This is a genomic window from Arthrobacter sp. Hiyo1 (genome assembly GCF_001263615.2).
Classification (GTDB): Bacteria; Actinomycetota; Actinomycetes; order Actinomycetales; family Micrococcaceae; genus Arthrobacter.
On record NZ_DF952468.1, the window covers coordinates 838824 to 842777 of the forward strand.

Here is a 3954-nt window from a genome sequence, read left to right on the forward strand (position 1 = left end):
CGGGCGGTTCCAGTGCCAGCCCTTCCGCAGGAAGCACCGCGACGGCGGGGGCGACTGCCGCGGCGTGGAAAACGTACTCGGATGCGGCCAAGAAGGTCAGCTTCGATCTTCCGAGTGACTGGATTGCGCAATCGGTCACGCCCGACGCCGGTTCCATGCCGGGCGCCCTGAAGATCGAGGTCAAAGACGCCAAGGGAGGGTACCTGGCGACCCTTCACACCGGGCTGCCGTCGGCGAGTCCGGCTGACTGCAATCCGGCCGCCAAGCGTCCTTACGTCGTGGTCAGCAGCGTGCCTATTGACCTGCCGCATGCCGACGGTGATTCCACGATCCCCCCGCACGTGGTGTTCCGGGTCATCCAGGGCTATAAATTCTTCGGTTCGTACGGCATCACCAACCTGGTAGCCGGAACCGATGGGCAGGCCTGCCAACTGCGGAACCTTGTGGTGGGACCTGCAGGAAAGGGCAACTACTACTTCGGGGACATGCAAGCCGTGCATGCCTTCGCCACGGATGAAGTAGTTGCTCCCGCGAAGTCCTTCGACACCTTGGACCAGGCCGCCAAGTACGTTGACCAGAGCTCGGAATTCGCCAACGTCCAGCGGATGCTATTGTCTCTGAAGGTCAATCTGTAGAACCAAGGTTGATAGACATTCGTCGGCGCCAACTCTGCCCAATTACTGGGTTGTCCAGCCGCAACACTCCGGAGATCCATGGAACGCAACGTTGCTGCCCAGCTCGTTTTCAAAACCGTCGCCAACACCAAAGTGGCCATGGCAATCGCCGTGGCCAGCAATCCGGGCTATGACTCGTTGACCGAAGAGCTGTCCGTCACGGTGGAGGGCGAAGCTGTTCCGTTCACTGAGTTGAGGGACCATCACGGCGGACGCTTCCAGTACATGGAGTTCGAGGAACCCAGCGAGGTAACGGTTGATTACCGTGCTCGGTGGAGGGCTTGGGTGCCCCGGATGAGTCCTCCCGTATGGAACTCATCCGCTACGTGCGGCCCAGCCGTTATGCCGAGTCCGATCGGCTCCTTCCGACGTCGTACGCCGAGTTCGGCGGGCTCCACGGCGAAGAACTGTTGCAGGCAGTCCGGAATTGGGTCCACGACGAGCTCCGCTACGTCAGTGGTTCCTCGCGCGGGACGGATGGAGCGGTGGAGACGCTCCTGCACCGCAAAGGGGTTTGCCGGGACTTCGCCCACCTTGCCATTGCCCTCCTGCGTTCCAAGGACATCCCCTCCCGGCTTGCGGCGGTGTACGCGCCCGGACTGAGCCCCATGGACTTCCACGCCGTGGCTGAGGCCCACATCGACGGAACGTGGTACGTGATCGATCCCACCGGCTTGGCCCCGCGCGAGTCCATGCTGCGCATCACGGCCGGACGCGATTCCTCGGACACCGCGTTTCTATCCACGGTGGGCGGCAGCCTGTCATTGAAGAGCCTGAAAGTCACCGCGGTGGTGGCCGACGAGCTGCCGGATGAGGATCCGGCAAAGCTCGTCGTCCTCCGCTAGCCTTCGCGGGGCTGCTTGTGTGCGACGAACGCTTGCAGCTTTTCCGTCAGGCGAAGGAGCTCACGCTGCTCCTCGGCAGTCAAAGCCGGAGCCACAAGTTCGGCGATGTCGCGGACGTGCTCCCGCCCGATCTCCTTCTGCAGCTCCTGCCCGGCCGCGGTAAGCCCCAGTAGGATGCCGCGTCCGTCGTCGGGAGCGATGCTGCGCTCCACGAGCCCGCGCTTCTCCAACCTGTCAACCAGCCGGCTCAGGCTGGACTGGCTGAGCAGGACGTGATCGTTGATCTCGTTCAGCCGCAGCTTGCCCGTGGGGCAACGGGAAAGAGTGAACAGGACGTCATACTCCTTGATGGGCAGCTTCTTGAACGCCTGCCCGGCCTGGAGGCGGCGCATCACCGCCACCTGGGAGCGGAACAAGGACTCCCAGGTTTCGGCGGCGAGGCGCACGGACGACGAGGTGGGCGCGGCGGTGGTCACGGGGTCCGCCCGGCGGAATCGGCAACCGCCTCGCTGGCCGAGGCGATCACGGACGCTGCCACCCGGGATGCATGGGTGGGTGCGTCGGGCACGTGGGCCGGCTTGCGGTCCTCGAATTCCTTGCGCAGGACGGGCAGGACTTCCTCGCCGAAGAGGTCCAGTTGTTCCAGGACGGTCTTGAGCGGGAGGCCCGCATGGTCCACGAGGAACAGCTGGCGCTGGTAGTCGCCGAAGTATTCGCGGAAAGTCAGGGTCTTTTCGATGACTTCCTGCGGACTGCCGACGGTCAGCGGTGTCTGGGACGTGAAGTCCTCGAGCGAGGGCCCGTGGCCGTACACCGGTGCATTGTCGAAGTAGGGGCGGAACTCCTTCACGGCATCCTGGGAATTCTTGCGCATGAAGAACTGCCCGCCGAGGCCGACGATGGCTTGGTCTGCGTTGCCGTGGCCGTAGTGCTCATAGCGCTCGCGGTACAGGCCGATCAGCTGCTGGTAGTGCTCCTTGGGCCAGAAGATGTTGTTGGCGAAGAAGCCGTCGCCGTAGTAGGCGGCAAGTTCCGCGATCTGCGGGCTGCGGATGGAGCCATGCCAGACGAAGGGCGCGACGCCGTCGAGCGGGCGGGGCGTGGAGGTGAAGTTCTGCAGCGGGGTACGGAACTTGCCGCTCCAGTTGACGGTGTCTTCATCCCAGAGCTTGCGCAGCAGGGAATAGTTCTCGATCGCGAGCTCGATCCCGTCCTGGATGTTCTTGCCGAACCAGGGGTAGACGGGGGCGGTGTTGCCGCGGCCCATGATGAGGTCCACGCGTCCATCCGCCAGGTGCTGGAGCATCGCGAAGTCTTCGGCGATCTTGACGGGATCGTTCGTGGTGATCAGCGTGGTGGACGTTGACAGCGTGATGCGTTCAGTCTGCGCTGCGATGTACGCCAGCGTGGTGGTGGGGGACGATGAGAAGAAGGGGCGGTTGTGGTGCTCGCCGATCGCATAGACGTCCATGCCGATCTCTTCGACCTTCTTGGCGATCGCCACGGCGGCCTTGATGCGCTCGTTCTCCGTGGGGGTGTGGCCCGTGGTGGGGTCAGTGGTGATGTCGCTGACGCTGAATACGCCGATCTCCATGATGTGCCTTTCTGCCTGCCCGATTTGGTGTCCGGGCTCTGCCAACAGTCTATCCCAAAATAGATGCATTTGCATGTATCACTGGCTGCAACAGGGTGAGGCATCATTTTGTTCCCGGTGTGTCGCCCTACTCGGCGGGGCTGGAGGCGGATCGGCGGCCGGAGACTTTGGGAATCATTCCGGTGGTCCAGTCAAGGTGGTCGCCGTCGCCCTGGCCCGCGACCCCGTCCTGCGCGACGTCGGGGCGTTGCGTGAGTGCCTTGAGGAGCGCTTTCTTCTCCCGCCGGCCTTCGACCAGTTTGTAAAGGACGGGCACCAGGACGAGCGTCAACGCCGTGGACGAAACGAGGCCGCCGATGACCACAACCGCCAGCGGCCGGGAAATGAACCCGCCGCCGCCCGTGAGGCCCAAAGCCATGGGTGTCAGGGCGAAGACGGTAGCAAGCGCCGTCATGAGGATCGGGCGTAGCCGCTGCCTGGCTCCGTGGGTGATGGCGTCTGCCACGCTCATTCCGGGGCTGCCATCGTGTGGTTTGCGGTACTGGTTGATGAGGTCGATCAGGACGATCGCATTGGTCACGACGATTCCCACCAACATGAGCATGCCGATCAGGGAAGGCAGTCCCAGCGGAACGCCCGTGACCAGGAGCAGAGCGATGGCGCCCGTCGCCGCAAAAGGCACGGACACGAGCAGGATGAGGGGCTGGATGAGGGACTTGAACGCGGCCACCATGATGACATACACAATGGCGACGGCGGCCAGGAGCGCGAGCCCGAGCTGTCGGAAGGAGTCGGCCTGCTGCGTCGTGGCGCCGCCGATGGTGGCGGTAACGCCTGCCGG

At 63.8% G+C, this 3954-nt stretch carries 4 protein-coding genes and 1 pseudogene; 2 read left to right on the forward strand and 3 right to left on the reverse strand.

All coding sequences use genetic code 11. From position 1 onward, the window contains the following. Both AHiyo1_RS03610 and AHiyo1_RS03615 read left to right on the forward strand, forming a co-directional pair. Positions 1 to 635: hypothetical protein (locus AHiyo1_RS03610; protein WP_059387636.1), on the forward strand; the 635-nt coding region annotated here is incomplete at its 5' end. 78 nt (positions 636 to 713) lie between these two features. Next, positions 714 to 1519, forward strand: a pseudogene (locus AHiyo1_RS03615) (transglutaminase-like domain-containing protein). On the opposite strand, the gene AHiyo1_RS03620 reads toward AHiyo1_RS03615, so the two are convergent. The 3 genes from AHiyo1_RS03620 to AHiyo1_RS03630 form a co-directional block, all read right to left on the reverse strand. Next, positions 1516 to 1995 (reverse strand): MarR family winged helix-turn-helix transcriptional regulator, encoded by a 480-nt coding sequence (locus AHiyo1_RS03620; protein WP_059387637.1) that lies wholly within the window; start codon positions 1993 to 1995, stop codon positions 1516 to 1518. The pseudogene AHiyo1_RS03615 and the gene AHiyo1_RS03620 sit on opposite strands and share 4 nt — an antisense overlap. Then, the gene (locus AHiyo1_RS03625) at positions 1992 to 3113 is read right to left on the reverse strand and encodes an LLM class flavin-dependent oxidoreductase (RefSeq protein ID WP_059387638.1); all 1122 of its coding nucleotides are present in this window, start codon (positions 3111 to 3113) and stop codon (positions 1992 to 1994) included. The genes AHiyo1_RS03620 and AHiyo1_RS03625 overlap by 4 nt, the downstream gene beginning before the upstream one ends. 127 nt (positions 3114 to 3240) lie before the next feature. Then, positions 3241 to 3954: efflux RND transporter permease subunit (locus tag AHiyo1_RS03630; protein WP_148667429.1), on the reverse strand; the 714-nt coding region annotated here is incomplete at its 5' end.